Source organism: Streptomyces sp. NPDC018947 (assembly GCF_044390505.1).
Classification (GTDB): Bacteria; Actinomycetota; Actinomycetes; order Streptomycetales; family Streptomycetaceae; genus Streptomyces.
The window spans coordinates 44942-70932 of the sequence record NZ_JBIRZD010000008.1 but is presented as its reverse complement, the minus strand read 5'-3'; the positions used below and the strand labels follow the sequence as shown (position 1 = coordinate 70932).

At 75.4% G+C, this 25991-nt stretch carries 24 protein-coding genes; 11 read left to right on the top strand and 13 right to left on the bottom strand.

Annotation, left to right across the window (positions count from 1 at the left end; all coding sequences use genetic code 11):
• Nucleotides 1-70 precede the first annotated feature (70 nt).
• Nucleotides 71-1723: an ATP-binding protein gene (locus tag ACH499_RS17005; protein ID WP_399016523.1), complete on the top strand. Its 1653-nt coding sequence runs from the start codon at nt 71-73 to the stop codon at nt 1721-1723.
• Entirely contained in the window at nt 1720-2511 is a 792-nt protein-coding gene (locus ACH499_RS17000; protein WP_399016521.1) for a response regulator, read from the top strand. The genes ACH499_RS17005 and ACH499_RS17000 overlap by 4 nt, the downstream gene beginning before the upstream one ends.
• Before the next feature lie 19 nt (nt 2512-2530).
• On the opposite strand, the gene ACH499_RS16995 is transcribed toward ACH499_RS17000, so the two are convergent.
• On the bottom strand, nt 2531-3112 hold the full coding sequence (locus tag ACH499_RS16995; RefSeq protein WP_356202892.1) for a TetR/AcrR family transcriptional regulator: 582 nt from the start codon (nt 3110-3112) through the stop codon (nt 2531-2533).
• Between the two features lie 270 nt (nt 3113-3382).
• Here ACH499_RS16995 and ACH499_RS16990 point away from each other — a divergent pair, with 270 nt between their 5' ends.
• Genes ACH499_RS16990 through ACH499_RS16980 form a run of 3 tightly spaced genes read left to right on the top strand, consistent with a single transcriptional unit; the run spans nt 3383 to nt 7091 of the window.
• The gene (locus ACH499_RS16990; RefSeq protein WP_399016519.1) at nt 3383-3958 is read left to right on the top strand and encodes a 2Fe-2S iron-sulfur cluster-binding protein; all 576 of its coding nucleotides are present in this window, start codon (nt 3383-3385) and stop codon (nt 3956-3958) included.
• Entirely contained in the window at nt 3955-4947 is a 993-nt protein-coding gene (locus ACH499_RS16985) for an FAD binding domain-containing protein (RefSeq protein ID WP_399016517.1), read from the top strand. Before ACH499_RS16990 ends, ACH499_RS16985 begins: the two co-directional genes overlap by 4 nt.
• Nucleotides 4944-7091, top strand: coding sequence for a xanthine dehydrogenase family protein molybdopterin-binding subunit (locus ACH499_RS16980; protein ID WP_399016515.1), 2148 nt, complete (start codon nt 4944-4946; stop codon nt 7089-7091). Before ACH499_RS16985 ends, ACH499_RS16980 begins: the two co-directional genes overlap by 4 nt.
• A 141-nt stretch (nt 7092-7232) precedes the next feature.
• On the opposite strand, the gene ACH499_RS16975 is transcribed toward ACH499_RS16980, so the two are convergent.
• The 4 genes from ACH499_RS16975 to ACH499_RS16960 form a co-directional block, all read right to left on the bottom strand.
• Nucleotides 7233-9008, bottom strand: a complete 1776-nt coding sequence (locus tag ACH499_RS16975) for a glycoside hydrolase family 15 protein (protein WP_399016513.1) — start codon at nt 9006-9008, stop codon at nt 7233-7235.
• Nucleotides 9009-9073: 65 nt separating this feature from the next.
• On the bottom strand, nt 9074-9907 hold the full coding sequence (locus tag ACH499_RS16970) for a polysaccharide deacetylase family protein (RefSeq protein ID WP_399016511.1): 834 nt from the start codon (nt 9905-9907) through the stop codon (nt 9074-9076).
• A gap of 485 nt (nt 9908-10392) precedes the next feature.
• Nucleotides 10393-11322, bottom strand: a complete 930-nt coding sequence (locus tag ACH499_RS16965) for a DMT family transporter (RefSeq protein WP_399016509.1) — start codon at nt 11320-11322, stop codon at nt 10393-10395.
• Nucleotides 11323-11338: 16 nt separating this feature from the next.
• Nucleotides 11339-12190 (bottom strand): SDR family NAD(P)-dependent oxidoreductase, encoded by an 852-nt coding sequence (locus ACH499_RS16960; protein ID WP_399016507.1) that lies wholly within the window; start codon nt 12188-12190, stop codon nt 11339-11341.
• 257 nt (nt 12191-12447) lie between these two features.
• On the opposite strand from ACH499_RS16960, the gene ACH499_RS16955 reads away from it, so the two are divergent.
• The 3 genes from ACH499_RS16955 (at nt 12448) to ACH499_RS16945 (ending at nt 14618) form a co-directional block, all read left to right on the top strand.
• A complete protein-coding gene (locus ACH499_RS16955) occupies nt 12448-13518 on the top strand; it encodes a galactosyldiacylglycerol synthase (RefSeq protein ID WP_399016834.1) in 1071 nt (356 codons plus the stop codon).
• An 80-nt stretch (nt 13519-13598) separates the two neighbouring features.
• Nucleotides 13599-13985 carry a DUF2267 domain-containing protein gene (locus ACH499_RS16950; protein ID WP_356202706.1) on the top strand — a complete coding sequence of 129 codons (387 nt, stop codon included), beginning with the start codon at nt 13599-13601 and terminating at the stop codon, nt 13983-13985.
• Nucleotides 13986-14126: 141 nt separating this feature from the next.
• Nucleotides 14127-14618, top strand: coding sequence for a DUF1360 domain-containing protein (locus ACH499_RS16945; RefSeq protein ID WP_356202705.1), 492 nt, complete (start codon nt 14127-14129; stop codon nt 14616-14618).
• Between the two features lie 109 nt (nt 14619-14727).
• Here the strand turns inward: ACH499_RS16945 and ACH499_RS16940 are convergent, their stop codons facing one another.
• Nucleotides 14728-15132 carry a DUF5997 family protein gene (locus ACH499_RS16940; protein WP_356202703.1) on the bottom strand — a complete coding sequence of 135 codons (405 nt, stop codon included), beginning with the start codon at nt 15130-15132 and terminating at the stop codon, nt 14728-14730.
• A 58-nt stretch (nt 15133-15190) separates the two neighbouring features.
• Between ACH499_RS16940 and ACH499_RS16935 the strand changes: the two genes are divergently transcribed.
• Entirely contained in the window at nt 15191-15964 is a 774-nt protein-coding gene (locus ACH499_RS16935; RefSeq protein ID WP_356202701.1) for a LysR family substrate-binding domain-containing protein, read from the top strand.
• A 109-nt stretch (nt 15965-16073) separates the two neighbouring features.
• Here ACH499_RS16935 and ACH499_RS16930 read toward each other — a convergent pair whose 3' ends face one another.
• A complete protein-coding gene (locus ACH499_RS16930; protein ID WP_399016504.1) occupies nt 16074-16769 on the bottom strand; it encodes an HAD family hydrolase in 696 nt (231 codons plus the stop codon).
• A gap of 19 nt (nt 16770-16788) precedes the next feature.
• On the bottom strand, nt 16789-17265 hold the full coding sequence (locus ACH499_RS16925) for an Lrp/AsnC family transcriptional regulator (protein ID WP_356202698.1): 477 nt from the start codon (nt 17263-17265) through the stop codon (nt 16789-16791).
• A gap of 206 nt (nt 17266-17471) precedes the next feature.
• On the opposite strand from ACH499_RS16925, the gene ACH499_RS16920 reads away from it, so the two are divergent.
• Complete coding sequence (locus ACH499_RS16920) at nt 17472-18962, top strand: FUSC family protein (RefSeq protein WP_399016501.1); 1491 nt, start codon at nt 17472-17474, stop codon at nt 18960-18962.
• A 124-nt stretch (nt 18963-19086) separates the two neighbouring features.
• Nucleotides 19087-20115 carry a lactonase family protein gene (locus ACH499_RS16915; RefSeq protein WP_356202695.1) on the top strand — a complete coding sequence of 343 codons (1029 nt, stop codon included), beginning with the start codon at nt 19087-19089 and terminating at the stop codon, nt 20113-20115.
• A 110-nt stretch (nt 20116-20225) separates the two neighbouring features.
• On the opposite strand, the gene ACH499_RS16910 is transcribed toward ACH499_RS16915, so the two are convergent.
• The 5 genes from ACH499_RS16910 to ACH499_RS16890 form a co-directional block, all read right to left on the bottom strand.
• Entirely contained in the window at nt 20226-21149 is a 924-nt protein-coding gene (locus ACH499_RS16910) for a sirohydrochlorin chelatase (RefSeq protein ID WP_399016499.1), read from the bottom strand.
• Between the two features lie 136 nt (nt 21150-21285).
• A complete protein-coding gene (locus tag ACH499_RS16905; protein ID WP_399016497.1) occupies nt 21286-22287 on the bottom strand; it encodes an N-acetylglucosamine kinase in 1002 nt (333 codons plus the stop codon).
• Nucleotides 22284-22961 (bottom strand): uracil-DNA glycosylase, encoded by a 678-nt coding sequence (locus ACH499_RS16900; RefSeq protein WP_356202689.1) that lies wholly within the window; start codon nt 22959-22961, stop codon nt 22284-22286. The genes ACH499_RS16905 and ACH499_RS16900 overlap by 4 nt, the downstream gene beginning before the upstream one ends.
• Nucleotides 22962-23030: 69 nt before the next feature.
• Nucleotides 23031-24182 carry a WD40/YVTN/BNR-like repeat-containing protein gene (locus ACH499_RS16895; RefSeq protein ID WP_399016494.1) on the bottom strand — a complete coding sequence of 384 codons (1152 nt, stop codon included), beginning with the start codon at nt 24180-24182 and terminating at the stop codon, nt 23031-23033.
• 79 nt (nt 24183-24261) lie between these two features.
• A complete protein-coding gene (locus ACH499_RS16890) occupies nt 24262-25950 on the bottom strand; it encodes an acyl-CoA dehydrogenase family protein (protein WP_399016492.1) in 1689 nt (562 codons plus the stop codon).
• Between the last annotated feature and the right edge of the window lie 41 nt (nt 25951-25991).

The window sequence follows — 25991 nt, the reverse complement described above, 5'->3', positions numbered from 1 at the left end:
CCGCAGGCCGGCGCCATGATGGCGACCCGGCACCCCGCCCCCACACCCCTCAGCCGAGATCGAGTACGCCGTGGCCCCCACCTTCCGCCGCCAGTCCCTCGCGGGCGAGACGCTGGTCCTCCAGCTCGCCATCGTCGTCGTGGTGCTGCTCGCGGTGGCCGCCGTCTCGCTCGCCCAGTCGAAGGCCACGTTCAACCGCGTCGAGGGCCGCCGGGTCACCGCGCTCGCCGAACAACTGGCGGCCACCCCGCTGGTCCGCAGCCAGCTCCGGCGCCCCGTACCGCAGGAAGCCCTCGCCCCGCTCGTCAACTCCACCCTCACCCAGTCCGGGGTCACGTCGGTGACGGTGGCCGACGCCGCCGGCCGTGTCGTCAGCTCCACCGACCCGACGATGATCGGCACCGCGCTGCCCCTCGGAGAGGGCGCCGTCCGGGGTCGCGGCTGGTCCGGACCGCTGACGCTGCGCGGCAGCCGCGAACTCGTCGCCCAGGTGCCGGTGCTCGGGGACACCCGGCAGACCCTCGGCCGGCCGCTGGGCACGGTGATGGTCGGGGAGGCCGACCCGACCCTGTGGCAGCGGCTCGGCGGGGCCTCCTCGTACCTGCCCGCCTACCTCGGCATCGCCAGCGCTCTCGGTGCGGCCGGCTCCTGGCTGCTCGCGCGGCGCGTCAAACGGCAGACCCTCGGCCTGGAGCCCCGCGAGATCGCGGGACTCGCCGAGCACCGGGAGGCGATGCTGTACGGCATCGCGGAGGGTGTCGTCGCCCTCGATCCGCAGCACCGGGTCACCCTGGTCAACGAGATGGGCCGGCGCCTGCTCGGCCTTCCCGAGGACTGCGTCGGCCAGAGCCTGGACGGCCTGGGGATCGACGGCCGGCTGCGCGACGTGCTGGCCGGCACGGGAGCGGAGGCGGGCACGGCCGGCCGGCGGGACGAGGTCGTCGTCCGCCACGGCCGGGTCCTCGTGATGAACCGCATGACCGTCGCCAAGGACGGCCGACCGCTCGGCTCGGTCACCACCCTGCGCGACCGCACCGAACTGGCCCGGCTGGAACGGGAGATCGGCGCTTTCCGCAGCACCTCCGAGCTGCTGCGCGCCCAGGCCCACGAGTTCGCCAACCAGCTCCACACCATCTCCGGGCTGATCCAGATCGGCGAGCAGGAGGAGGTGGTGCGCTACATCCGCGCGCTCACCCAGCGCCGCCAGTCCCTCGACGTCACCCTGAGCCGCCGGGTGCGCGACACGGCCGTCGCCGCGCTGCTCATGGCCAAGTCCTCGCTCGCCGCCGAGCGGAGGGTCGCCCTGCGCATCTCCGAGAGCACCGCGCTGGACCGGCTCGCACCGGGGGACGCCGCCGACGTGGCGACCGTCGTCGGCAACCTCGTCGACAACGCCGTGGAGGCCGCCGCGGCCCACGGGGACGCCGACGCGGCCTGGGTCGAGGTCGAGCTGCGGCAGGACGCCTCGAGCGTGGAGATCGTGGTGCGCGACTCGGGCCCCGGGGTGGCGCCCGAACTGGCCCGCGAGGTCTTCTCCCACGGCTTCACCACCAAGGCCGCCCGGCAGGGGGAGCGCGGCATCGGCCTGGCGCTGACCCGGCTCGTCTGCGAACGCCACGGCGGCGAGATCTCGGTGACCAACACCCCCGAGGGGGCCGTGTTCACCGCACGCATGACCGTCAGCCACCTCACGGACGCGGTGGCGGAAGGAGCAGCACGATGAGGGGTACGGGCGGCACGGCCGCTACGACGGGAACGACCCCGAGCGCCCACCAGGACCGTCCCGCCGGCGCGATCGGTGTGCTCGTCGTCGACGACGACTTCATGGTGGCCCGCGTCCACCGGGCCTTCGTCGAACGCGTCGAGCCGTTCCGGGTCGTCGGCGTCGCCGGGACGGGCGAACAGGCCCTCGCCGCCGTCGACGAGCTGCGCCCCGATCTGGTCCTGCTCGACCTCTACCTGCCCGACCTGTTCGGCCTGGACGTCATCCCGCGGCTGCGCGCCGCCGGCCACGACTGCGACGTCATGGTCATCAGCGCGGCCCGGGAGTCGGACGCGGTGCGCGGCGCCGTTCGTCACGGCGTCGTCGACTACCTGCTCAAACCCTTCGACTTCGAGGACCTGCGGTCCCGCCTGGAGCGCTACGCCGTCCAGCGGGGCCGGATGCTCGGCACCGTCGTGCGCAGCCAGGCCGACGTGGACCGCGTACTGGCGGGGGCGGCGGCACCGGCCGTCCCCGTCCCGGCGCTGCCCAAGGGCATGAGCGTGGAGACCGCCGAACTGGTCGAACGCACCCTGCGCGAGGCCGAGGGCACGCTGTCCGCCAGCGAGTGCGCCGCGCTGACCGGCGTCTCGCGCGTCAGCGCCCGCCGTTACCTGGAGTACTTCCACACCGTCGGCAGCGCGGACGTCTCCCTGCGCTACGGAGTGGCGGGCCGCCCCGAACGCCGGTACCGCTTCCGCGGCCGGCCCGCCGGGCTCGGCCCGGCCGGCGGGGAGACGGGCGCCTAGCGCGTGCGCGGGGCGCGGGTCACCGGCCGGGCGCGCCCGCGTGCAGTCCGTCCATGACGAAGTCCAGGAGCCGGGCGATCCTCGGCTGCCAGTCGTCGTCGGGGTCGACCTGCCACACCCCGGCGATGGCGAGGAAGAAGTCGTCCGCGCTCACACCGGGACGGATCGTGCCCGCCTCCTCGTTCGCCCGCAGCAGGAGCGCCGCCGCCTCCGTCACCGGGGTGGGCCGCGGCTTGGCCGGGCCGCCGGGCGCACGGGTGACGAGCCGGATCGCGTCCGCCAGGCCGGCCTTGGTCATGGCGAACCGGGCGAGACGGTCCATCCACTCGCGCAGGGCCTGCTCCGGGTCCCGGGTCCGGAGCAACTCCGGGGCGGCGTCGGCCACCTGCTGCATCTCGTAGCGGTAGACCTCCAGAACGAGTGCCTCGCGGTGGGGGAAGTTGCGGTAGAACGTCCCCTGGCCGACACCCGCCTTCTTGGCGATCGCGCTCAACGGCGCGTCCGCGCAGCGTGTCAGCTCCTCCGTGGCCACTTTCAGGATGCGCTCGCGGTTGCGCTGGGCGTCCGAGCGCAGGGGGGCGTCCTTCTTCGGCTGCGGCAACTCGTCCTCCTTCCGGGGCATGGCCGAATCTCATCCTTGCTAAGCGGACAGCTGTCCGTTACGTTTTCCGAGCGGACAGTTGTCCGGTTGTCCCTTCACCATAGCGGTGGACGCTGCCGGCGCGACCAGACGGTCGCCCCCGGTGCGCCCCCCTGTCCGCATCCGCCCGCCGCCGACCGCACCGCGTACCTCACCGACCGCACCGCAAGCGCACGGCCTCCTCCGGCTCGGCACCCGTCAACCGTCATCGGACACCAAAGAAGGCTGACCATGGCCCCAGCGCCCACGTCGACGTCCAGTGCCGTCATCCTGAACGTCAACGGCCAGAAGCACCAGTTGACCGTCGACCACCGCACCACCCTGCTCGACGCCCTGCGCGAACGCCTCGACATGACCGGCACCAAGAAGGGCTGCGACCAGGGCCAGTGCGGCGCCTGCACCGTGCTGATCGACGGGCGGCGCGCCGTCGCCTGTCTGCACCTCGCCGTCGCGGCCGAAGGACGCGAGATCACCACCATCGAGGGCATGGCCGAGGGCGACCGGCTGCACCCCGTCCAGCAGGCCTTCCTCGACCTCGACGGCTATCAGTGCGGCTACTGCACCCCCGGCCAGATCTGCTCGGCCGTCGCCGTGATCGAGGAGCACGCGGCCGGCTGGCCGAGCGCCGTCACCGACGACGTACGGCCCGAGGCCGGTCCGCCGCCCCTGACACCCGAGGAGATCCGCGAGCGGATGAGCGGCAACCTGTGCCGCTGCGGGGCCTACGTCTCGATCCTCCAGGCCGTCGCCCGCGCGGCCGGCACCCACGGGACGACCGCGACCGAAGCCGAGGAGGGTGCGGCATGAGGGAATTCGGCTACCGCCGCGCCGACGACGTCACCGGGGCCGTGGCCCTGCTCGCCGCGGACCCCGACGCCCGGTTCCTGGGCGGCGGCACCAACCTCGTCGACCTGATGAAGGCCGGCGTCGAACGCCCCGCCTTCCTCGTCGACGTCCGCGAGCTCCCGCTGGACGGCATCGAAGCGACCGGTGACGGCGGACTCGCCGTCGGCGCCACCGTCACCAACAGCGACCTCGCCGCGCACCCCGAAGTCCGCCGCCGCTACCCGGCGTTGAGCCAGGCCGTCCTGGCCGGCGCCTCCGGGCAGCTCCGCAACATGGCCACCGTCGGCGGGAACCTGCTCCAGCGCACCCGCTGCGGCTACTTCACCGACGTCGCCAAGCCGTGCAACAAGCGCGTCCCCGGCAGCGGCTGCCCCGCCGTCACCGGCGAGCACCACAACCACGCCGTGCTGGGCGCCTCCGACCACTGCGTCGCCGTGCACCCCTCGGACATGGGCGTCCCCCTGACCGCCTTCGACGCGGTCGTCACCTACGAAGGCGCAGACGGACCCGGCGCGTTGCCGCTCACCGACCTCTACCTGCCCGTCGGCGACACCCCGCACCGCGAGACCGCGCTGCCGCCCGGCGCGCTGATCACGGGCGTCACCCTGCCTCCCGCCCCCGTCGCAGCCCGCTCCCGCTACCGCAAGGTGCGCGAGCGTGCCTCGTACGCCTTCGCCATCGGCTCCGTCGCCGCCGCGCTCGACATCGAGGACGGCGTCGTCCGCGAGGCGCGGCTCGCCCTCGGCGCCGTCGCCTCCCGTCCCTGGCGGGCCCGCGCCGCCGAGGCCGTGCTGACGGGCGCACCCGCCAGCGGCGACACCTTCGCCGCGGCAGCCGACGCCGAACTGGCAGCCGCCCGGCCCCTGCCCGGCAACGCCTACAAGGTGACCCTCATGCGCAATCTCGTGGTCGCCGTGCTGACCGAACTCGCCGAGGAGGCCACCCGATGAGCACCGCCACGCCCGGCCGTACGCCGGTACAGGGCGCGGTCGGCACCGCGCACACCCGCGTGGAGGGCCGCGACAAGGTCACCGGGGCGGCCCGCTACGCCGGTGAGATCCCCTTCGCCGACCTCGCCCACGGCTGGCTCGTGCTGTCCACCGTCACGCGCGGCCGTATCCGCTCCCTCGACACCGACCGCGTCCTCGGCATGCCGGGGGTGCTCGCCGTCCTCCACCACGGCAACGCCCCGCGCCTCGAGACCGACTACATCGGCTTTCTGGGCGGCCCGCCGGACCCGACCGCCGCCGTCTTCCAGAACGACCGGGTACCGCACTCCGGCTGGCCCGTCGCCCTCGTCGTCGCCGAGACACCCGAGCAGGCCCGCGAGGCCGCCGAATCCCTGACCGTCACCTACGACGAGGAACCGCACGACGTCACCCTCGACCCCGGCCACCCCGACGCCTACCCCGCGCAGGGCCACATGCCGGCCGAGACCGAGAAGGGCGACCTGGAGGCCCGGCTCGCCGCGTCCGCGGTCGTCGTGGACGAGCGGTACACCACGCCCGAAGAGCACCACAACATGATGGAGCCGCACGCGGCGACCGCGCTCTGGGACGGCGGCCGTCTCGAGGTCGTCGACTCCAACCAGGGCACCACCTGGGTGCGGACCGAGCTGGCGAAGATGTTCTCCCTCGACGAGTCCGCGGTCCGGGTGCGCTCCGAGCACGTCGGCGGCGGCTTCGGCAGCAAGGGCCTGCGCGCGCACCAGGTGTCCGCCGTGATGGCCGCGACCGTGCTGCAGCGCCCGGTGCGCGTCGTCCTGACCCGCCGCCAGATGTTCACCCTCGGCGGATACCGCAGCCCCACCGCGCAGCGCGTCCGGCTCGGCGCCGACGCCGACGGCACGCTCCGCGCCCTGGAACACCGCTCGCTGAACCAGACCTCGCGGGTGTACGAGTTCGTCGAACCCGGGGCCGCCGTGGCCCGGGTGATGTACGACGCCGACGCCCACCGCACCGCCAACCATGTCGTCCGCCTCGACGTGCCGTCCCCGACCTTCATGCGCGCGCCGGGCGAGGCTCCGGGCTCGTTCGCCATCGAGGCGGCCCTCGACGAACTCGCCGAGCGCTGCGGCGTCGACCCGATCGAGCTGCGCCTGCGCAACGAGCCCGAGGCGGGGCCGGTCTCCGGGCAGCCGTTCAGCAGCCGCAACCTGGCCGCCTGCTTCCGCGAGGGCGCCCGCCGCTTCGGCTGGGCGGACCGCGACCCGCGCCCCGGCACGCGCCGCGACGGACGCTGGCTGCTGGGCACCGGCACGGCCGCCGCCTCGTTCCCCGCGGGCGCCGGGCCCTCCACGGCCCTGCTCACCGCGGAGGCCGACGGCCGCTTCACCGTGCGGATCGCCGCCGCCGACATCGGCACCGGCGCCCGCACCGCCCTCACCCTGATCGCCGCCGACGCCCTGGAGGTGGCGCCCGAGCGGGTGCGTGTCCGCATCGGGGACAGCGACTTCGGACCGGCGATGATCGCCGGTGGCTCCATGGGCACCCGCTCCTGGGCCTGGGCGATCACGGCCGCGGCCGCCGACCTGCGCGAACGGCTCACGCTCGGCACCGGCATCCCGCCCGAGGGCATCACGGTGCGCTCCGACACCACTGCCGCCCTGCGCGCGCTCACGCGAAAGGAACGGCACTCCTTCGGGGCGCAGTTCGCCGAGGTCGCCGTGGACACCGCCACCGGCGAGGTACGGGTGCGCCGCATGCTAGGCATCTTCGCCGCGGGCCGCATCGTCAACCCGCTCACCGCCCGGAACCAGCTCGTCGGCGGCATGATCTGGGGCCTGTCCATGGCCCTGCACGAGGAGGCGGTCCGGGACCGGTCCACCGGCGCCCTGTACGGCCCCGACCTCGCCGGCTACCACGTCGCCACGCACGCCGACGTGGCGGACATCGAGGCGGACTGGATCGACGACCCCGACCCGGACGACCCGGTCGGCATCAAGGGCATCGGCGAGATCGGCATCGTCGGCGCCGCGGCGGCCGTGGCCAACGCCGTCTGGCACGCGACGGGCGTACGCCACCGCGCCCTGCCGATCCGGCCGGACCGCGTCCTGACGGCACCGGTGCCCGGCGGGGGAGCGGCGGATGCCTGACATCGCCGGCGAACGCCACCGCTGGGCCGAGGAAGGCCGGTAGTCCGTCGTCGTCACCGTCGTCACCGTCGTCGACGTCTTGTCCGTCGGCGGAGGCACTGCCCGGGGTGGCGGCCCGACGGCCGGGGCCGGCACTCCGGTTCACGGCACCGTCGCCACCCCGGCCAGGCGCACCGCGGACTCCAGCATTACGGCGTGCACGAAGGCCTGGGGGAGGTTGCCGCGGAGCTGGCGCCGGCGCACGTCGTACTCCTCGGCGAACAGGCCCGACGGTCCGCAGGCCGCCCGGGTGCGTTCGAACCAGCGGAACGCGCCGAGGCGGTCGTCGAGCCGGTGGGCGGCGAGCGCCATGGTGAACCCGCACAGCAGGAAGGCCCCCTCCGCCTCGCCGAGCGGCTTGCCCGGGTGCTCGAAGCGGTACAGGTAGCCGTCCTCGGTGAGCCGGGACTCGATGTACTCGCGCGTGGCGGCGCCGTCGTCGTCGGACTCGCAGCCGCGGGCGATCGGCACCAGCAGGGCGGCCTCCGGACCGTCGTCGTCGGCGGCCCGGCGCCAGCGTCCGTCGGGGCGCAGACAACGGCGCCGGGTCTCCCGCAGCACCGTGTCCGCGAGGTCGCCGCAGCGCCGCCCCGCGCTGCCGGGCAGCACGTCCGCCATCCGCCGCAGACCGCACACCACGCTCAGCCGGGAGTGGGTCCACCACCGCTCCTCCAGCTCCCACAGTCCGGCGTCGGGCCGCTGCCACTGCCGTTCCACGGCGTCCACGGCGACCGCCGCGGCCCGTTCCGCGTCCTCGGTCAGCCGGTCGTGCGCGTCCGCCGCGGCGAAGAGCTGCAGTGCCTCTCCGAAGGTGTCCAACTGGAACTGGGCGCCCGCGTCGTTGCCGATGTGGTCGGTACCGCCGGGATAGCCCGGCAGCCGCAGGGAGCGTGCGGCGCCGACCCGGTCGCCGTCGACCGTGTAGGCGGGGTGGAGTCCGTCGCCGTCCTCGAGGAGGCGTTCGGCGGCGAAGCGCACCGCGTCGTCCAGCAGAGGGTGGGGTCCGTGCGCGGCGACGGCGAGACCGGCGTAGCACTGGTCGCGCAGCCAGGCGAACCGGTAGTCGTAGTTGCGCCCGCTGTTGGCCCGCTCCGGCAGGGACGTGGTGGCGGCGGCGACCATGCCGCCGGAGACGCTGGTCAGCCCGCGCAGCACGGCGTAGGCGTGCCGGGCGTCGCGCGGGGCGATCAGCCGCGAGCAGTCGGGGACCGCCCGCTGCCACTCCCGTTCGGTGGCCCGCCACAGCGCGTCCGCGTCGAGCGGCTCCGCCCTCGGTGTCACGGACAGCTCCAGCACGAGGTCGTGCGACTCGCCCTCGCGCAGCCGGAACTCGCCGGTCAGCCCCTCCTCGGGCCGCCACACGGCGTCCGGCGCCCCGAGGAGCCGCATCCGCAGTCCCTCGGCGCCGGCCGACCACACGCCGTCCTGGCGGCGGGGGTCTTGCATCCGCCCGATGCCGAAGCCCGGCCGCGCGTCCAGCGTCAGGCGCAGGCGCGGCTCCCCGCGTACCGCCCGCATCCGGCGCAGCAGGACGAGCCGGTCCGTGCGGGCCGGCATGGCCAGGGCCTCGCGGCACTCGACCAGGCAGCCGGAGGTCACCCAGCGGCTGACCCGGATGAGGGAGCCCTCCTCGTAGTAGCCGCCCCAGACGTGCCACGGGTCGGCCGGCCGGAGCGTGAAGTGCCCGGGGCCGCCGATGAGCGAGGAGAACACGGCGTCGTCGTGCCAGCGCGGCGCGCACAGCCACACGATCCGACCGTCGGGATCCAGGACCGCGCCCCGTTCCCCGTCGGCGATCACGGCGTACTCCCGCAGCACCCACGGCGGAGTGGACGACGCGTCCGGCGCCCGCTCGGGCGGGTCGGCACGGTGGCTCATGCGCTACGGCTTTCCCGGCGCCGGGGGCCGAAACGGTGCGGTCCCCGACGTCACCGGGACGCGCGTCACCGTTCGGCGGTGGGGGAAGGCACCCCGCGGCCGCGGCGGGCCCCGGTGGTCGGCGCGGCAGCGACCGCGGCCCCACCGCGCCGGTCGAGGCCCCCGCCCACCCCGTGCTCGGCCAGTGGCCCCACGGTCAGGCCCGCCGTGCGGCAGTCGGCGACGAGGCCCGGGAGCGCGCCGAGGGCAGACCGCCAGCTTCCCGGTGCCGAGGCGTGGTCGGTGTCGTGGAGGAGGACCGTGCCGCCACCACGCAGGTCCGCCGCGAGGGTCGCCCGCACGGAGGCCGGCGTGGCGTCGGCCCGCCAGTCCTTGCCCCACGCCGTCCACAGGACCGGGCGCAGTCCCGCCCGCCGGGCGGCCGCCCACCGGCCGGAGGTGAGGATGCCGTAGGGCGGCCGGTACCAGAGCGGCGCGCCGCCGATGAGTTCGCCGACCGCTTCGGCGGCCCGCAGCAGCTCGCGGGCGTCCCGTAACGGCGAGGGCAGCCAGGGACGGTCGTGCGACCAGCCGTGGACGGCGAGTTCATGGCCTCGGCGCACCAGCTCGCGGGCGGTCGCGGGGTGCCGGGCGACGTTCTCGCCGAGGACGAAGAACGTCGCCCGCACGCCGAGGCCGTCCAGCGCGTCCAGGAAGCGGGGCGTGGACGTCGGGTGCGGGCCGTCGTCGAAGGTGAGGGCGACATGGCCGGCCCGGCCCAGCCCGGACAGCTCCGGGAACCGGCGCCGGCGCAGCTCCGGCAGCCAGGTCGCGGCCGGACCGATGTGGGCCAGCGCGGCGGCGACCGGCACGACGGCGCACGCCGCCCGCCCGGCCGCGGTTCGGGGTCGGGTCCCCATCGGTTCTGCCTCCCGTCTCCCCGAGACGCCCGGGGGATCGTCTCCACTTTCCGCCAGTCCACGCGGTGCCGCATCGGCCCGGGGGCCGTCGGGCCGATGCGCGGGTCCCCACCGGTCGTGCGGGACGTGCGGGTCGTCCGGTGCCGGTCGTGCGGTCCGTCGGCCGTCCAGGGCAGTCCCTGCCCCCGTCCGGGCCGCCCCCGCCCCTGCCGTACCACTCCGGCCGTGTGGCCCCCTCCTGCCCCAGCGGTCCCACCCCGGCCTGTGGCCCCGGCAGTGTGACCCCGCCCCGCCCCGCCCCGGCCGTCCGGCACCGGCGGTGTGGCCCCGCCCTTCACCGGCCGTCCCGCACCACCCCTGTGTCCCGCAGGCCGGCTGCCCCCCACCGGTCGTGCCGCCCCAACCCGTCGTGCGGCCCCTCACCGCACAGCCCGAAAGTCCAAGCCCCGTCAGCCACCCGCCCCCGCCCCACCGGGCCCCCGTCATCACGTCTGCTTCTGCTCCTGCTCCTGCCGCCGCCCCTTCCCCGGGCCGTCACGCGCCGCGGGTGCGGTGTCCCAGGTGCCGTGGACCGAGGGGGCCCGGGCCAGGCCCACGCTGCCGAGGCCGATCAGCGCGATGCCGATCAGCTCGGGCAGGACCCGCACCCCGAGGACGATCTCCTCGCCGAAGAGGGCCCAGCCGAGGGCCACACTGGTCAGCGCGTCCCCGAGGGTCAGCGCGGGCTGCGACGCGGCGAGCGTCCCGGCCCGCAGCGCGCTCTGGAGGAGCAGGAAGCCGATCACGCCGACGACGCCCGTGGCGTACAGCGGCCACTGCGTCAGCACGGCGCCCACCCCCTGCGGGAACCGCCCGGTGACCTCCTTGAGCAGCGCCGCCGTACCTCCGAACGCCACCGCGGACGCCGACCCGAACAGGGCGGCACGGGGCGCGCCGCGCACCGCGCTGCCGACGGCGGCGAAGCCCGTCACCACGCAGAACAGCGCCAGGCCCGCCCAGCCCCACCGCCCCGGCGTCGCCGTGTCGTGCCCGGCCGCCGGGGAGGCGGCGCCCAGGAACAACGCCAGCCCCACGGCCAGCGCCACGAAGGCCAGCCAGGTCCGCAGGTCGGGGCGCCGGTGGAAGACCACGCTCCCGACGACCAGGGTGAACAGCAGTTCGGTCGCCATCAGCGGCTGGACGACGGCCAGGCTGCCCACCGCCAGCGCGGCCGCCTGAAGCACCGTCGTCAGGGCGAGCAGCGCCGCGCCCCCGACCCAGTACCGGTCGCGGACCAGCCGCAGCAGCGAGCGCACCACCGTGTGGACGGCGCCCGCGCGGTCCTCGTCCTGTGCTGCGGCCCGGCGCTGCAGTACCGACGCCGCGGCGTTGGACAGCGCCGCGAGCAGGGCGAGGACGACGGTGAGGACACTCACCGCGGCGGGCTCCAGCTCATCCGAACCGGGCGGCCATCCGCCGGTAGAGGCCGGGTGCCGCGCCGCGGACCCGGCACGGCAACCGGAGCCAGCCCGGCACGTACACCTCGTCGCGGCCCCGCGCCGCGGCCCTGCGCACCGCGTCGGCGACCCGTTCCGCCGGCACCGGACGCGGCCTGGACCGCCGGTAGGGCGCACCGCGCCGTTCGAAGAAGGGCGTGTCGACGACACCGGGCACCACATGGGTCACCCCGACACCCGTGCCGCGCAGTTCGTAGCGCAGGGCGTCCGCGAAGGCGCCGAGCGCGGCCTTGGCGGCGGAGTACACGGCCTCGTCGCGCACTCCCACGCAGCCCGCCAGCGAGCCGATGAGCACCACCCGGCCCGAGCCCGCCTCGATCATGCCCGGCAGCAGCAGCCGCACCAGCCGCAGCGTGGCGAGCACGTCGATGTCGAAGACCTCGTCGATGGCGTGCGGGGGCATGTCGCGGAACTCTCCGGCCCAGCCGATCCCGGCACCGGCCACCAGGAGGTCCACCCGACCCGCCGTGGCCAGCGCGAAGTCGGCGAGCTTCCGTTCGGCGCCGGGCAGCGTCAGGTCGGCGGCGAAGGCGGTGGCGGACGCGTCCTCCGCCACCTCGCGCAGCCGGGACGGATCGCGCCCGGTGAGCACCAGCCGCCAGTCGCCCTCGTCGGCCAGCCGCCGGGCCACGGCCGCGCCGATCCCCGAGGAGGCTCCGGTCACCAGGGCCGTACGGGTCCTCGTGCCCCGCTCACCCGCGGGCGTCCGTGGCCTCGCGCGGTCCGCGTCGGGAGCGAAGAGCCCCGGTCCGGGGGCGGACCGGGTGCGGGAGAACGCATCGACCATGGGGACCACCTTGGCTCGGGGCGGACACCGGGAAGCCGCCGACCGGCGGGTCGGGGGACCTCCGGCGTCCGGCCGGACGGGCGGTCAAGGAGTATCCCGGAGGGAGGGCCCGAAACGCCCCGCTCCGTTCCGGTTTGGAACCCGACGGCCGGGCAACCTGAAGCGCCGTGCATCGTCGCAGCTCATCCGCGCCCCGCCGGACCGGGCCCCCGCGCGCCCCACGGGACGCCCGCCGTGTCCTGCTGGTCAGCGCGAGCATGGGCGCCGGGCACGACACCGTGGCCGAGGAGCTGGCCCGCCGGGTCCGCGAGCGCGGCGGCGAGGCCCGGATCGTGGACGTCCTCACGCTCCTGCCCTACGGCCTCGGCGGCGCCCTGCGGCTCTTCTACCGCGGCTCGGTACGCCACTTCCCCTGGGCGTACGCCGCCCTGTACGGCCTGTTCCTGCGCCCCGGCCCCGGGCGCCGGCCCAGCGGGACGCCCCTGGCCCGGCTCGCCGGGGACCGGCTGAGGGAGCTGGCCGACCGCATGGGCGCGGACGTGGTGGTGCCCGTCTTCCACCTCGGCGCCCAGCTCACCGGACATCTGCGCGCCCGCGGTCTGCTGGGCGTGCCCAGCGTGGTGCTCGTGATCGACTTCGCCGTGCACCGCCAGTGGCTCCATCCCGGCAACGACCACTGTCTGTGCCTCACCGACGACGCGGCGCGCGAGGTGCGGCGGAGCACCGGCAGGCCCGCGGGCACCTGCGGCCCGGTGGTGGCCCCCGAGTTCTTCGCCGACGCCCCCGGAGCCGACGAGTGGCGCCGGCTGTTCGACCGGCACGGTCCCGGACGGACTCCGGTCCTGCTGTCCGCCGGTGCCTGGGGGGTCGGCTCGCGCCTCCCGGCCACCGTTCGCACACTGGCCGGCGGCGGCTTCCTCCCCGTCGTGCTGTGCGGGGACAACGCCCGGTTGCGCCGCGAACTGACGGCCGTACCGGGCGTGCTCGCCCTCGGCTGGGTGACGGACATGCCCGGCCTGCTGCACGCCGTGCGCGCCCTGGTGGACAACGCCGCGGGCCAGACCGCCGTCCAGGCGCTCGCCGCCGGACTGCCGGTCGTCGGGCACCGTCCGATACCGGGCCACGGCGCGGACGGCGTCCGGCGGATGGCGGCGCTGGGCGTCTCGGAGCCGGCCGAGGACGACACCGCGCTGCTCGGCGCGCTGCGGCGGCTGACCGCCCCCGGCCCGGACCGGCGGCGGCGGATCGCCGCCGGACGCGCGCTGTTCACGGACGACGCGGTGACGCGGGTGACCGACGCCGCCGACGCGGTGCGCGCACGCCGGTGAGCCGTCGACACCGGGTCGTTTCCCCCGGCAGGCCGGGGGCACCCGTGGCCGGGCGGCAACCGGCGGAAGGAGGCGGCGCGGTGCGGCTGGACGAGTTCCTGACCCGGGTCCGTGAACGCGGGGAGTACCACAGCGACGAGGAGGCGGAACAGGTCAGCACGGCCGTGCTGTGGGTGATCGCCTCCCGTGTCGAACCGGAGGAGGCCGCAGCCCTGGCCGCGCACCTCCCGGCGCCCCTCGACGACGCGCTGCGCCTGGAGCGGGGACGCCCCGAGGCCTTCGGACGCGAGGAGTTCCTGCGGCGCGTGGCCCAGCAGACCGGCGCCCGCCCGCGCACTGCCGAGTGGGACGCGGGCGCGGTGCTCTCCACCCTCGCCGAAGCCGTGCCCCGCGACCGGGCCGACAGCCTGCGCGCCGCACTGACGACGGACTGCGCCGACCTCTTCGGCGGGCCGGCGACCGGCTGACGGCGACCGACCGGCTGACGGCGACGGCGCACGCATGCGTCGAGACGCCCGTCCCCGCGCGTTGGAGGCGGCCCGAACAGGGCACCCGCCCCCGGTCGACGAGGCGGCCCCCACAACGGCGGCCGCGAGGAGGAGGCATCCATGACGGACGGTGAGCAGGGCTACGGCGCCGAGGACGACACTCCGCTCGCGGGATACGCGGTGCTCGCGACGACCTTCGCGGCGGGAGCGGGCGTCTTCGCCGCGGTGGCGCGGCGCCGGGGTCTGCGACTGCCCGACACCGTGCCGGCCTGGGACGTGGCCCTGCTGGGGGCGGCGACGTTCAAGGCGTCCCGGCTGCTGACCAAGGACAAGGTCACCAGCTTCCTGCGGGCGCCGTTCACCCGGCGGGAGCGTGACAGCAACGCCAACGAGGTGATGGACGCCCCGCGCGGCGGCGGGCTGCGCCACGCGGTCGGCGACCTGGTCTCCTGCCCGTTCTGCACCTCGGCCTGGGTGGCGGGAGGCCTCGTCGGTACCTACGCCGTCGCCCCGCGCGCGGCCCGGCTGGTGTGCGCGGGCCTGACCGCCGTGGCGGTGTCGGACTGGCTGCAGTACGCCTGGAGCATGACGGAGCAGAAGGCCGAGGAGTGACCCGGGCGCGCCCGGAACCCCCCCCGCTGCCCGCCGCGGCACGACCTCACGGCCCGCAGCGGCACCGCCTCACGGCCCGTCGCGGCACCGCCTCACGGCCCGCCGCGCGCTACCGCTCCGCGCGCTCGGCGCGTTCGGCGCGCTCGGCGTGGAGCTGCTTCACGCGGGCGGCCTCCTTGCGCACGTCGGCCTGGACCGCCTGCTCGCGCTCCAGCCACTCGGGCCGCTCCTGCTTCAGTTCCTCGATCCGGGCCGTGGTGAGCGCCTCGTCGATCCCGGCACGGCGCAGGCCCGCGATGGAGACGCCCAGCTTGGCCGCGACCACCGGCCGCGGGTGCGGGCCGTCGCGCCGCAGGTCGCGCAGCCACGCCGGCGGGTCGGCCTGGAGCGCGTTCAGCTCGGCGCGCGTGACGACGCCCTCCCGGAACTCGGCGGGTGTGGCCTCGAGGTACACACCCAGCTTCTTCGCCGCGGTCGCGGGCTTCATGGTCTGGGTGTTCTGGTGCGACGTCATGGTCTCAAGGGTATCGAGCGTGTGAGCGGCTCCCGACCACGCCCGGTAACCTGGCCCGGTGACAGGCTCGGAAGACTCCCCCTCGTTCCGGCTCGCGTACGTTCCGGGGGTGACGCCCGACAAGTGGGTGCGCATCTGGAACGAGCGGCAGCCAGACGTCCCGCTCTCCCTGACCCAGGTTCCCGCCGCCGAGGCGAGCGGTGTCCTGCTGGGCGGCGACGCGGACGCCGCACTGGTGCGGCTGCCCGTCGACCGGACCGTCCTCAGCGCGATCCCCCTCTACACCGAGACCACGGTCGTGGTCGTCCCCAAGGACCATCTGGTGACCGCCGCCGACGAGGTGACCCTCGGGGACCTGGCCGACGAGATCGCGCTGCACCCCCTGGACGACGTACTGGGCTGGGAGCGGCCGCCGGGCAAGCCCGCCTTCGAGCGCCCGGCCACCACCGCCGACGCCGTCGAACTGGTGGCGGCGGGCATCGGTGTCCTCGTCGTCCCCCTCTCCCTGGCCCGCCTGCACCACCGCAAGGACCTCACCTACCGGCCGGTCACCGACGCACCCGGCTCCGCGGTGGCGCTGTCGTGGCCCGAGGACGCGCACACCGACCTGGTGGAGGAGTTCATCGGGATCGTCCGCGGCCGGACCGTCAACAGCACCCGGGGCCGGCGGCCCGCCCCCGCGCAGGCGAAGGACGAGCGCGCGACGCCGGCGCGGAGCACCCGGGCGGCGGGGAGGAAGCAGGCCCCCGGCAAACCGACCGGCGGCGGCGCACGGCGCGGCTCGGGCGGCACCGCCAAGGGCGGCCGACGCGGCAGGCCCCGCCGCAAGTAGCGCACGCGGCGCGTCCACGGCCCCCGCCCCGAGGCGAGCGCGTTCAGGGGCAGGACCGGGGAGACGGCCACCCGAGCGGGCAACCGCCTCGCCCGGACCGCGGCCCCGCTCAGGACGACCGCGTCGCCCCCGCGAGCCAGTCGTACGCCGCCCGCGCGGTGAACTCCGCCTGCCCGCCGCGCACCAGCAGCCCGGCGGTGGCGAACTCGGGGGCGTCGGCCTGCGCGGCGACGTACGGGACCGCGATGCAGCGCATCCCGGCCGCGTGCGCGGCGGCGGCCCCGGGAGCGGCGTCCTCGACGACCACGCAGTCCGCCGCGGACGCCCCGAGGCGGCGGGCCGCCTCCAGGAAGACGTCGGGCGCCGGCTTGCCGTGCGGCACCTCGTCGGCCGAGACCAGGGTGCGCAGATACGCGTCCAGGCCGGTGCGGGACAGGATCGCCCCGATCGCCTCGCGCGACGATCCCGAGGCCACGGCCATCGGCACGCCCTCGCCCGCCAGCAGCTCCACGAACTTCCGCATCTGCGGGTACACCCGTGTCGAGGTGCGGGCCAGCTCCAGGTAGCGGCGGCTCTTGGCGGCGACCAGCTCCTCGACCGGTGCGCTCAGCCCGTACCGCCGCTTCCAGTCGGCCACCGTCTCCTGGGTGCTGATACCGACGTACTCCTCGTGCTCGGCCCAGGTGAAGTCCGGTACGTCGTACTCGGCGAGCGTCTGACGGCCGGCCTCGTAGTAGTTCGGCTCGCTGTCCACGAGCGTTCCGTCGAGATCGAAGACGACCGAGATTCCGTCGAGAGTGCTCATGCGCCCAGCATGCCAAGGCTCACTTCCGGGCCGTGCGCCCGATCGACTCCACCAGCGGCAGCAGGCGGTGCGGGACCCGCTCGCGCAGCGCCACCTCGCTGCGGGTGCGGACCACGCCGGGCAGGCTGATCAGCTTCTGGACGACGTCCTCCAGATGCGCGTTGTCACGGGCCACCACCCGGGTCAGCAGGTCGCCGCCTCCCGTGATGGAGAAGGCCTCGACGATCTCCGGCACGCCCGCCAGCGCCTCGCCCACCTCGTCCAGATGGCCCTGGGTGACCTCGATGTGCACGAACGCCAGCACGGGATGGCCCAGCGCGGCGGGGGAGAGGGACGGCGCGGTGCCGGTGATCACACCGTCGCGCTCCAGCCGGTCCAGGCGCGCCTGGAGCGTGCCGCGGGCGATCCCGAGGATGCGGGCGTACTCGCGCACGCTGGTGCGCGGCTGCTCCAGCAGCAGCCGCAGGATGCGGGTGTCGAGCTCGTCGACCGCCATGGCACCCCCGTTCCTCTCGTCGGCCAATGGCTCTACGGTGGCCGTAGGAAGGCCCTGATCACTGTACCAATGGCGCAGCCTGGAGAGCGGCTGTTGAGCCACTGGTGGGTGGGATGCTCATATAGAGGGGTCGATGGCGCTGCGGATCCCGCGGCGCCTTTTTCATGCCGGTGACCTGTGGGCCAGTTGCGAGGGGGCGGTAGTCAGTGCTGAAGAGGGTGTTCGTGAGCCCGGACCCGGGGCGGGTGCGGCTGCGCTTCGCCACGCGGGCCGTGCTCGGTATCGGGCTGGCCGTCGTAGTCTGCGGCCTGGCCGGGATCTCCCTCGTGGGCGCCGTCATCGGCGGGCTCGCCGCGCTGCTCGCCCTGTTCACCGTCACCGACGCGACCGTGCGCGGCCAGGCGGTCACCACCGCGCTGCTCCCGGTCGCCGGGCTGCCCGTCCTCACCGCCGCGGCCGCCCTGCACGCCCACCCTGTCGCCCGCGACCTCGCCTTCCTCGCCGTGGTCGGCGCCGGCGTCTACGCCCGCCGCTGGGGCCCGCGCGGTCACAGCCTCGGCGTGTTCGCGTTCATGACCTTCTTCATCGCCCAGTTCCTGCACGCGACCACGGACCGGCTGCCCGAGATGTACGCCGCCGTCCTGCTGTCCGTGGCCACCGCGGCGGCGGTGCGCTTCGGCCTGTGGTGCTACGAGCGCCGTATGCCCGTGCCCGCGGTGCCCGCTCCTCCCGGCGGCACCGGACTGGCCCGCATCACCACCCGCCAGGCCGTCCAGGCCACCGTCGGCGCGGGCTTCGCCCTGGTCGTGGGGCAGCTCGTCTCCGGCGACCGCTGGTACTGGGCGGTCGGCGCCACCTGGTGGGTCTTCGTCAACACCACCTCGCGCGGCGACACCCTGGTCCGAGGCTTCCGGCGCGTGCTCGGCACGGTCGTCGGCATCGGCCTCGGCTTCCTGGTCGCCGTCCCGGTGGCCGGCACCACCGTGCCCACCGCCGTTCTCGCCGCAGTCTGCGTCTTCGGCATCTTCTACAGCGCCGCGGTCTCCTACACGTGGATGATGCTCTGCGTCACCCTGCTCGCCGAGCTGCTCTACGGCCTCCTCGGCGTCCTCACCCCCGGACTGCTCGCCCTGCGGATCGCCGAGACCGGCGTCGGCGCGCTCGGCGCCGTGCTGGCCGTACTGTTCGTCCTTCCCGTCACCACCCACGCCGTCACGGACGCCTGGATCCAGCGCGCCCTGCGCTGCGTCCACGCCTGCACCGCCGAGGCCGCCGCCCGCCTGGCCGGTGCCGAGGACGCCGACCCGGCGCCGCGCGTGGCCGAACTGGAGCAGCTCCTCGCCCGGGTGCGGCTGTCGATCGCCCCGCTGGTGCACCCGCTCAACCCCATGCGGGGCCGCAAGCACCGCGCCCGCCGCGTACTCGCCCTGCTCGACGACTGCGCCCGGGAGATCCGCGGCCTGGTCGCCGTCGCCGCCGACCCGGAGGCCTCGCACGACGCCCGGCTGGCCGCCGCCTGCTGGCGGGTCGAGACCGCGGTCGAGGCGCTCACCGGCGGCGGAGCCGTTCCCGACCACGAGGAGCGCCCGCTCGCCGCCGAGCCGGCCCTCGCCCACCTGCACGGCCTGGAGCGCGCCCTCGCCGAACTCGCCGCACCCCTGCGCAGCCCGTCCGGATCCCCGCTGGTCGGCGCCTGACCCGGCGACGCCCCCCGGCTTGGTCTAGACCGCACGTGATCGACTGCTACCGTCGCTCCGGGGCCGGCGACCGGTCGGCACCCGGCGCGGTATCCGGCGTGGCACGGGACGAGAGGGGTCAGCGGTGGCGGACGGCGACAGGCGGCGGGCGTTCATCGGGTCGTTCACGGCGGCCGGGGGCCCCGGGATCGTGACGGCGGCCGTCGCGCCCGGCGAGGGCACGCTGACCTTCCTGTCCAGCGTGAACGGCGTTCCCGACCCCTCCTACCTGGCCCTCGCGCCCGACGGCGGCACGCTCTACGCGGTCAGCGAGACCGCCGAGGGCGCGGTCGCCGCATACCGCGTCCGCGGCGACAAGCCCGAGCCGGCCGGGCGCCCGGTGCCGGTCGGGGGCGAGGGACCGACCCACCTGAGCCTGTTCGCCGGGCACGTGCTGACCGCCAACTACGGCTCGGGAAGCGTCAGCGCCGTGCCGGTCCGCTCCGACGGCACCCTCGCCCGTTCCGCGTCCGGGGTGCTCCGGCACACCGGCTCCGGCCCGCACGCCCAGCGCCAGCAGGGACCGCACGCCCACCAGGTGCAGCCCGACCCCAGCGGTCGCTGGGCCGTCAGCGTGGACCTCGGCACCGACTCGGTGCGGGTCTGCGCCCTGGCGGACGGCGTCCTCACCGTGCACCGCGAGATCGCGCTGCGCCCCGGCTCGGGCCCCCGCCACCTCGCCTTCCACCCCGACGGCACCCGCGCCTACGTGGCCAACGAACTCGCCCCCACGGTCACGGTCTGCCACTGGGACGCCGCCGACGGCACGCTGCGCCCGCTCGCCGAGGTGCCGGTGCTGCCCGGCGCCCCGGCCGGCGACGCCTACCCGTCCGGCATCGTCGTCTCGCCCGACGGCCGCTTCGTGTGGACCGCGACCCGCGGCGAGGACGTGCTGTCCGTCCTCGCCGTCGAACCGGACGGCCTGCGGCTGACCGGAACGGTGCCCTGCGGAGGCCGCTGGCCCCGGGCGATCGCCGAGTCGGACGGCTTCCTCTACGCGGCCAACGAGCGCTCCGGGGACGTCACCTGGTTCGCGCTCGACCCGGCGACCGGGCTGCCCCGCCGCAGGGGCTCGCTGGACGTCCCCGCGGCGTCCTGCGTGATCTTCGGCTGATCCGCCGGGTCCCGCGCTCACGGGCCCCACTACACGGCGAAGGGCCCGCTCCCGTACCGGTGCGGGCCCTTTCGGCCGTGCGTGCCGTGACCGTGCGGGTGCCGTCCGCCTCAGCGGACCGGGGCGCCCTGCGGCTGCTGCGGCGAGATGCCCAGCGCGGTCGTGTACTTCGCCAGCGTCAGCTTGCCGATCGCCGGGTACGGGCCGAGCGGCTCGGCGGTGGAGCAGTCTGCCTCCTTCGCCGCCTCCTCCAGCAGGGACGCGTCGATCTCCGGGCCGATCAGGTACGGCGCCAGCGCGAGCTGCTGCGAGCCGGAGGAGCGGAGCTGCTCGGCCACCGACGCGATCGAGCCCTCCTCGTCCAGCGCCGCCGCCATCACCGGCACGGCGAGGCGCGCGGCCAGCAGCATGCCGGTGATCCCGGCTGCCTGCACGGCCTCGTCGCCGCCCACGGAGGCGAGGATGATGCCGTCCGCCGCGGTCGCCACGGTGAACAGCCGGGCGCGGTCGGCGCGGGCCAGACCGGCCTCCGAGAGGCGCACGTGCAGCGCCTCGGCGAGCAGGGGGTGCGGGCCGAGCACATCGGTCAGCTCGGCCGCGACGCGGCTGTCCATCACGGCCTGGCGGATCCGGCGCAGCAGCGCGCTGTCCGGGCCGGCGAGCAGCGGCACGACGACGGCGACCGGGCCGTCCGGCTCCTTGACGTCCAGGCCGGCGTCGCGCGCCTGCTCGTAACGGGCGGTGCGCTCCTCGGCGGCGTGCGCGAGGACGGCCGACAGCGACGGGTACTCCTCGTCGTCCCCGTCGAGGAAACCGGTGCGGGCGTCGAGGCCGGGCAGTTCGGAACGGGCGATGCTCAGGACCTCGTCGGCGAGGCCGCGGGTGGTGCTACTGGGCGTGCCCGGCACCGCGAGGACGAGCGCGGGCGCGCCCTCGGGAGCCACCAGGGGCTCGGGTCGGCGGTGCCGCCCGGGCTGGCGGGGGCGCGGCATTCGTACTGGCAGGCCGGACGCGGGCCCAGTGGGGGAGCTCATGGCGCCGCATGTTACTGGTTTCCCGGGCTTCCCCGTTCGGGGAGGGTGCAGGTGAGCGGTATCCGTCCGGTTTTGTCTGATGAGTGATGCACGGATCGGACGACATCGGCACGATTCCCCTCTCCGGGGGCCGTTCTCAGCCGTCCGGCACCGTCGTCACGGTCAGCATCCGGTCATCCCCGGGAAGAGTGAGGCCGCCGGTCGTCAGGTCGGTCGCGACGCGTACCGACCCGTGCAGCGGATCGCCCTCCGCCTCCACCCGCCGGGCGTGCGGCAGCCGCTGGGCCAGCTCCTCCTCCAGCGGCACGACGAGGGGGTCGCCCATCTTCAGCAGACCGCCGGTGACGGCGATCCGGGGCTCACCCTCCGGAGGGCAGACCGCGGCGGCCGAGTCGGCCATGTGCCGTGCGGCGGCGCGCAGGATGCCCCGGGCGACGGGATCGGCGTCCGCGCAGGCGGCCACCTCGGGCGCGAACGACGCGAGGACGGCGGGGCGGTCGGTGCGCGGATACAGGACGCCGGGCAGCCCCGTGACCGGCCCGAACCGCTCCTCGGCGCGGGCCAGCAGCGGCGCGGATCCGTCCTGCCGTCCGTCGTGGGCGCGCAGTGCCGCCTCCAGGCCGGCCCGTCCGATCCAGGCGCCCCCGCCGCAGTCGCCGAGCAGATGTCCCCAGCCGTCCGCGCGGCGCCAGCGGACCAGGTCGGTGCCGGTCGCGATCAGCCCGGTGCCCGCGGCGACCACGGCGCCGGGCCGGGGACCGAGGGCGCCCACGTAGGCGGTGACGGCGTCGGCGACGAGCGCGACCGTCCGCGCACCCAGCTCCCGGCCGAGGGCGCCCGGCAGTTCGGCGCGCAGGGCGTCGCCCAGGGTGGCGAGCCCGGCGGCCCCGATCACGACGGTGCCGATCCGTCCGATCCCGGCCTCGGCGGCGGACTCCCGGGCCATGGGCAGCAGCTGCTCCAGCAGGTGCCCGGGCTCGATGCCGCGCGGCCCGGTGCGCACGGGCTCGCGCGACGCACGCCGGGCCAGCGGACCGCGCCCGCCGGCGGTGCCGACGACGACGCGGAGCCCCGAGCCGCCGGAGTCCACGGCGAGGAAGCCGGCCCCGGACGCGTGTTCCGCCCCGTCCCCGGTCACGGCAGGCGCCAGTCCACCGGCTGGCCGCCGAGCCGCATCAGCAGGTCGTTGGCCCGGCTGAACGGGCGGGAGCCGAAGAAGCCCCGGTCGGCCGACATGGGGGACGGGTGGGCCGACTCCACGGCGGGCAGGTCGCCCAGCAGGGGACGCAGATTGCGGGCGTCGCGGCCCCACAGGATGGACACCAGAGGTTTGCCCCGCGCGGCCAGGGCCCGGATCGCCTGCTCGGTGACCTCCTCCCAGCCCTTGCCGCGGTGGGCGGCGGGCTTGCGCGGCGCCGTGGTGAGGGCCCTGTTGAGCAGCAGCACGCCCTGCCGGGTCCAGGGGGTGAGGTCCCCGCTGGAGGGCTGGGGCAGGTTCAGGTCGGCGTGGAGCTCCCGGAAGATGTTGACGAGGCTGCCGGGCAGCGGGCGCACGTCCGGAGCGACCGAGAACGAGAGCCCCACCGCGTGCCCCGGGGTGGGATACGGGTCCTGACCCACGATCAGGACCCGTACGTCGTCGAAGGGTTGCTGGAAGGCCCTCAGGACGTTGGGCCCGGAGGGGAGATAGGTGCGTCCGGCGGCGATCTCCGCACGCAGGAAGTCACCCATTCCGGCGATCCGCCCGGCGACGGGTTCCAGGGCCTTCGCCCAGCCCGCTTCGACGATTTCATGCAAGGGTCGTGGTGCCACGGGCGTCACCCTACTGCCGTTCGGGTGACGCCGATCAACCGGTGGCCGCGACCCGCTCCCCCGCACCGCTCATCCGACGACCGCGGCCCGCACGCAGAGCACGTCCGGCAGATGGGCGGCCAACTGCCGCCAACTGTCGCCGTCGTCGGCCGAGGCGAACAGCTCCCCGTTGCGGTTGCCGAAGTAGACGCCGGCCCGCTCCGCGTCGTCGGTGCTCAGCGCGTCGCGCAGCACCGTGCCGTAGTGGTCCTCCTGCGGCAGCCCCGCCGTCAGCGGCTCCCAGGTCTTGCCCGCGTCCGACGTGCGGAAGACCCGGCAGCGGTGGTCGGCCGGGACCCGGTCCGCGTCGGCGTTGATCGGGAAGACGTAGGCCGTGTCGCCCCGGTGCGGATGGGCGGCCACCGCGAAACCGAACGTGGACGGCAGCCCCGCGCCGATGTCCGTCCAGTGCGCCCCGGCGTCGTCGCTGCGGTACACCCCCCAGTGGTTCTGCAGATACAGCCGGTCCGGGGTGGCCGCGTCCCGCGCGACCTTGTGCACGCACTGGCCGAACTCCGGGTCGGGGTCGGGTAGGAACACCGCGGAGACACCCGAGTTGGACGGCGCCCAGCTCGCCCCGCCGTCCGTGGTGCGGAAGACGCCCGCGGTCGAGACGGCCACCGTCACCGCCCGGGGGTCGCGCCGGTCGGTGAGGACCGTGTGCAGCCCCTCACCGCCGCCGCCGGGCACCCACCGCGACCGCGTGGGGTGCTCCCACAAGGGGCGGACCAGCTCGAAACTCTCCCCGCGGTCCTCCGAGCGGTACAGCGCGGCCGGCTCCGTGCCCGCGTAGACGACGTCCGGCTCCGCGGCGGACGGATGGAGCTGCCACACGCGCTCCAGCGAAGCCCCGGTGTCCTTGGGGAACTTGACGGCGGGCCGCGCCGGTTCCGTCCAGGTGCGGCCCAGGTCGTCGGAGTGGAACACCGACGGGCCCCAGTGCGCGCTGTCGCCGCCGGCCAGCAGCCGCGGGGTGTCACCGCGGGTGTCGACGGCGACCGAGTACACGGCCTGCGCGTTGAAGTAGGGACTCTCGTCGAACTCCCAGGTGCCACCTCGCCGACGCCCGATGAACAAGCCCTTGCGGGTGCCCACGGCGAGCAGTACCTCGGTCATGCCGATCACCTCCGCGGTGTCGTCGACCTCTTTGTCTCGGACACCGGCCAGTCTGCACCCGACCACTGACAGTCACCTCCGGAAAGGGCATCGCCGCAGGTCAGGCCGGTGGTGTCGCGCCAGGCGGGAGGTTCGCCGAGGCTGCTCAGCCCGCGTCCGGCAGCGCCCGGGCCAGGATGCCGCCGAGGTCGGCCCCGTCCGGCAGCGTCCCGAAGGCGTGCCCCCAGTCGCCGCCCAGCCGGCTCGCGCAGAAGGCGTCGGCGACGGCGGGCGGCGCGTGCCGGACGAGGAGGGACGCCTGGAGGGTGAGGGCCATCAGCTCCACCAGCCGGCGGGCGCCGGTCTCGGACGCCGAGGCCAGCCCCGTCTCCAGCCGGGCCACGGCGGCGTCCAGCCGGGCGTCCGCCCCGCGCGCGAGGGCCAGTTCGTCGAACAGGGCGTGCGCGGTCTCGGGCGAGCGGCCGAGCGCGCGCAGCACGTCGAGGGCGTTGACGTTCCCCGAGCCCTCCCAGATCGACAGCAGCGGCGCCTCCCGGTAGTGGCGCGGCATGCCGGACTCCTCCACGTAGCCGTTGCCGCCCAGGCACTCGAGGGCCTCCGCGGTGAACGCCGGGCCCCGCTTGGTCACCCAGTACTTGCCGACGGCGGTGGCGATCCGCCGGAACGCCGCCTCCCCGGCGTCCCCGCGCACCGCCCGGTCGGCGGCGCCGGCCAGCCGCAGCGTCAGCGTCGTCGCCGCCTCCGACTCCAGCGCCAGGTCGGCCAGGACGTTGCGCATCAGCGGCTGGTCGATCAGCAGGGCGCCGAACGCGCTGCGGTGCCGCACGTGGTGACCGGCCTCGACGAGGGTCTTGCGCATCAGCGTCGCCGAGGACATCACACAGTCCAGCCGGGTGCAGTTGACCATCTCGATGATCGTCTTGACGCCCTGCCCCTCGGGCCCCACCAGCCAGGCGACCGTCCCGTCGAACTCCGGTTCGGAGGAGGCGTTGGACCGGTTGCCGAGCTTGTCCTTCAGCCGCTGGATGCGGAACGTGTTGCGGGTGCCGTCTGGCAGCACGCGCGGCACCAGGAAGCAGGAGAGCCCGCCGGGCGCCTGGGCCAGCACCAGGAACACGTCGCACATCGGCGCCGACGTGAACCACTTGTGCCCGCGCAGCGCGTAGACGCCGGGTTCGGCGGTCGGGGCGGCCGCCGTGGTGTTGGTCCGCACGTCCGAGCCGCCCTGCTTCTCGGTCATCCCCATGCCGGCCAGCAGGCCGCGCTTCTCCGTGGGCGTGCGCAGCCCGGGTTCGTACTCCCGGCTGGTCAGCAGCGGCTCGTAGACCTTCGCCAGTTCCGGCTGCCGCCGCAGCGCGGGCACGGCCGCGTACGTCATCGAGGTCGGGCAGCCGTGCCCCGCCTCGGTGTGGCCCCACACCAGTCCGCCCGCCGTCCGCGCCACGTGGGCGCCCGGCCGGTCGTCTGCCCAGGCCGAGGCGGCGAGGCCCTCACCGACCGCCACCCGCATCAGGCGGTGCCAGCTCGGGTGGTACTCGACCTCGTCGACGCGGTTCCCGTACCGGTCGTGGGTGCGCAGCACGGGCTCGTGTCGGTTGGCCAGCTCGCCCCACTCCTGCGCCTGGACGCTGCCGGCCCGCAGCCCGAGCCGCCGCAGCTCCTCCTCGGCCCACTGCGCGCCCTCGCGCCGCACGCCCTCCAGCAGGGCCGCGTCCTCACTGGCGTCGTACGGCGCCAGGGGAGGGGGCTGGTTGGTGACGTCGTGCGTGGCGTACCGCTGCGGGCCGCCCGCGGTTCCCCCGTACTCGTACGGCTCCTGTGCGAGTGTCGTCATGAACCGAGTGTTGCACCGCCCCTACGGTCGCAGCAATAGTG